Source organism: Oceanimonas aquatica, assembly GCF_030732065.1.
Lineage (GTDB): Bacteria > Pseudomonadota > Gammaproteobacteria > Enterobacterales > Aeromonadaceae > Oceanimonas.
The window spans coordinates 1-3,683 of the sequence record NZ_JAVBHX010000020.1 but is presented as its reverse complement, the minus strand read 5'-3'; the positions used below and the strand labels follow the sequence as shown (position 1 = coordinate 3,683).

General features: G+C 56.4%; 2 protein-coding genes and 1 rRNA gene. All 3 read right to left on the bottom strand.

Annotated features, from left to right (window positions below; genetic code table 11):
• Positions 1 to 136 precede the first annotated feature (136 nt).
• Positions 137 to 1,483, bottom strand: coding sequence for an 8-oxoguanine deaminase (locus Q9290_RS16445; RefSeq protein WP_306080723.1), 1,347 nt, complete (start codon positions 1,481 to 1,483; stop codon positions 137 to 139).
• 123 nt (positions 1,484 to 1,606) lie between these two features.
• Positions 1,607 to 3,043: a nucleobase:cation symporter-2 family protein gene (locus tag Q9290_RS16440; RefSeq protein WP_306080722.1), complete on the bottom strand. Its 1,437-nt coding sequence runs from the start codon at positions 3,041 to 3,043 to the stop codon at positions 1,607 to 1,609.
• Positions 3,044 to 3,579: 536 nt separating this feature from the next.
• Positions 3,580 to 3,683, bottom strand: a 5S ribosomal RNA gene (gene rrf / locus Q9290_RS16435); the annotation flags it as partial.

The following is a 3,683-nucleotide window of genomic DNA, read 5'->3' as shown; positions in this document are numbered from 1 at the left end:
ATATTTACAACCTGGAGCGGCCTCATCACGCATTGAAATACAGAACGCCGGATGCGGTGCATCGGGCGTTCTGAGTGGCGAAAAGCTAGCTGAAAATGTGTAAACCTATTTCAGGACTAGACATATGAGAATTGCTTCAGCGCAGTTGTGCCGCAAGCTCCCGCTGGCGTGCCTTCAGGGCTTCAATATCCAGCCCCTGAATGGCGCCGCCGGACACACGCCACTGGCCCGCCACCATTACCCGGTCGGCCCGCTGGGCACCACAAAGCACCAGGGCCGCCAGGGGATCGCCGGCGCCGGCAAACTGAATGTCGTCGAGCCGGAACAAGGCCAGATCCGCCTGTTTGCCCACGGCAATCTCGCCAATATCGCCACGTCCCAGGCAGGCGGCCGAGCCTTGAGTGGCCCAGTCGAGCACCTTTTGGTGGGTGATTTTTTTGGCACCGTAACGCAGCCGCTGCAGCAGCAGTGCCTGGCGCACTTCCAGTATCATGTTTGAAGCATCGTTGGACGCCGAGCCGTCCACGCCTATGCCCACCGGGCAACCGGCCGCTTCCAGAGCCAGGGTCGGACACATGCCCGAAGCCAGCAGCATGTTGGACGACGGACAGTGGGAGATTCCCACCCCGGCCTTGCCCAGACGAGCGATTTCTTCTTCGTTGAAGTGAATGCCGTGAGCCAGCCAGGTGCGGCGATTGAGCCAGCCAACCGACTCCAGGTAGTCCACCGGACGCATGCCGAACATGCGCTGGCAGAACTCGGTTTCGTCATGGGTTTCCGCCAGGTGCGTGTGCAGTTGCACATCGTGTTTTTCGGCCAGCTCCGCCGAAGCTTTCATCAGCTCGCCGCTGACCGAGAACGGTGAGCAGGGGGCCAGCGCCACCCTGACCATGGCACCGTCGGCGTGGTCATGGTAACGCTCGATCAGCCGTTCGCTGTCGGCCAGTATGACCTCTTCGGTCTGGACCGTGGATTGCGGCGGCAGGCCACCCTGATCCTTGCCCAGACTCATGGAGCCCCGGGTCAGGTGCACACGCACGCCCAGCTTGCGGGATTGCTCCACCTGAATATCAATGGCCTGTTCCAACCCTTGCGGAAACAGGTAATGATGATCATTGGCAGTGGTACAGCCAGACAGTAACAGTTCGGACAGGGCGATTTGCGTGGAGACTTCCACCATTTCCGGCTGCAATTTCGCCCACACCGGGTAGAGCGAGGTCAGCCAGGAGAACAGCTCCTTGTTCAGCGCCACCGGATGGGCGCGGGTCAGGGTCTGATAGAAATGATGGTGGGCGTTAATCAGGCCGGGCAGCAGTACATGCTCGCCGGCATCAAAAGTGTCGTCAATCTGGTGGCCGGGCGTGTTGCCCTTGGCCACCAGTTCGACGATGGTGTTGCCCCTGACCACCACGCCACCGGCACAGGCCGGATCCAGAGTGGCAAGGGGCGATTTAATCCAGAGAGTGTTATTGGGGTTTTGCATCAGACTTTCAGCTCCATGTTTTGGGAAAGTTGGCATCCCCCGGATGTGGAAACCCCTGACGTACAATCCGGGAAGGTACGCCAGGGGATTGAGCCATTTCGAGCCTCAATAAGTTAGTGAGTGTCAACCAACCTCACCTAATTTTTTTTTACCGTCGTCAGCCTGGGCTGCAGTTTCTGCAGTGCTTTCTTCTTCCTCGGCAGGCCCTTCGGGAAGGATAAGGCTCAGCAGGATGGCGGTGATGGCACCCATGGCAACCGGCGACTTCAGAATGTTTTCCACTGTGTCCGGCAGCGCCTGCAGTACCTGAGGTACGGTGGAAACACCGATACCCATGCCCACGGAGATGGCGATAATCATCATGTTGCGGCGGTCAAGGTTGGCCTGAGACAGTACACGAATACCGGCAACGGCCACGGTACCGAACATGATCAGGGTTGCGCCGCCCAATACCGGCTTGGGCATGGTTTGCAGCACGCCACCTATGATGGGGAACAGACCCATGAGGAACAGGATGCCGGCGATGTAGATACCGACAAAGCGGCTGGCTACACCGGTCAGGGCGATAACGCCGTTGTTCTGACTGAAGGTGGTGGACGGCATGCTGTTGAAGGTGGCGGCGATCATGGAGTTGATGCCGTCGCCCAGTACACCACCGCGAATACGGTTGATGTAAATCGGGCCTTTCACCGGCTCACGGGAGATGGTGGAGTTGGCGGTCAGGTCACCGGTGGTCTCCATGGCGCTCACGCAGAACAGAATGGCCAGCGGAATAAAGGCAGCCAGGTCAAACTGGAAACCGAACTTGAAGGGCACCGGAATGGAAACCAGCGGCAGGCTGGCCACATGGGAGAAGTCCAGACGCCCCATAAAGAAGGCAGCCAGCATACCCAAGGTCAAACCGATAACCACGGCAGCCAGACGGATCATGGGGTTCTTGGAGCGGTTCAGCAGGATCACGCTCACCAGCACGATAGCGGCCAGCAGCAGGTTATCAAGGGAGCCGAAGGCATCGGTCTTCAGAGCACCAAAACCACCACCGATGTCGGTCATGGCCACTTTAATCAGCGGAATACCGATAAGAATAATGATGGTGCCGGTAACAACGGGAGTAATGACTTTCTGCAGCTTGTGTACAAAGCGGCTCAGGAAAATTTCGATAAAGGCGGCACAGAAACTCACACCAAAGATGGTGGCCAGAATGTCTTCAGGAGTGCCACCGCGGTTTTTAACGATAAAGCCGGCGGACAGCACAGCTGTCAGAAAGGCAAAACTGGTGCCTTGCAGACACAGCATGCCGGCACCGATGGGGCCGATACGACGACACTGAATAAAGGTACCCACACCGGAGACCATCAGCGCCATGCTGATCAGATAGGGAACATGTTCACCCAGTCCGAGCGCACCACCCACGATCAGGGTAGGCGTGATAACACCGACCAGGCTCGCCAGTACGTGCTGCAGCGCAGCAAAGGCAGATGGAAAGAAGCCGGGCTTGTCGTGCAGTGAATAAAGCAAATCATGGTTTTTGCTTTGTGCGGTTTTTGCATCCTGGGTCATAACAGATCCCTTTGTTAATCGTTGCCAATGAGCGGGCTGTAAACTGAGCCGCCATTTTATTATTGGCCAACATCCTGTCGAGACGGTGGCACTACCCTCCAGTCTCCACTTCAAGGCCGGAGCCAAGTGCGGAGCCAACTAGATAATACCGTAAAAAAAACACCAGTGTTATATCGATGTGAAATCTTTGTACACAAAATTGGCATCAATGTGATCTATATCCCCCTTCCCTGACCACAGAGTACGGCACAGACAAAGAACAAAAACTCAGCCAGGTTGCATACAGACCTGGCGGGCCCACACTGGCAGATCAGGCACAAATACCGTACCCATGCCGCTTTGTATCGCGACATGGATACAGTATAGATCCAAGTGAACAATGAACGATTGTAAAGGACGTGAGAGAGCATGTATGAAGCTCAGCAAAGGCCGCCTGGAGTTTCGCTCCGCTGGGTTTACCTTTGCCATGTGAAAGCTGCTGACCGCAGAAACGAAAAAAGCCCTTCACATCAGTGAAGGGCTTTTCGGGTTTGGGTGCCTGGCAGTGACCTACTTTCACATGGCAGCTGCCACACTATCATCGGCGCGGTTGCGTTTCACTGCTGAGTTCGGCATGGAATCAGGTGGTTCCACAACGCTA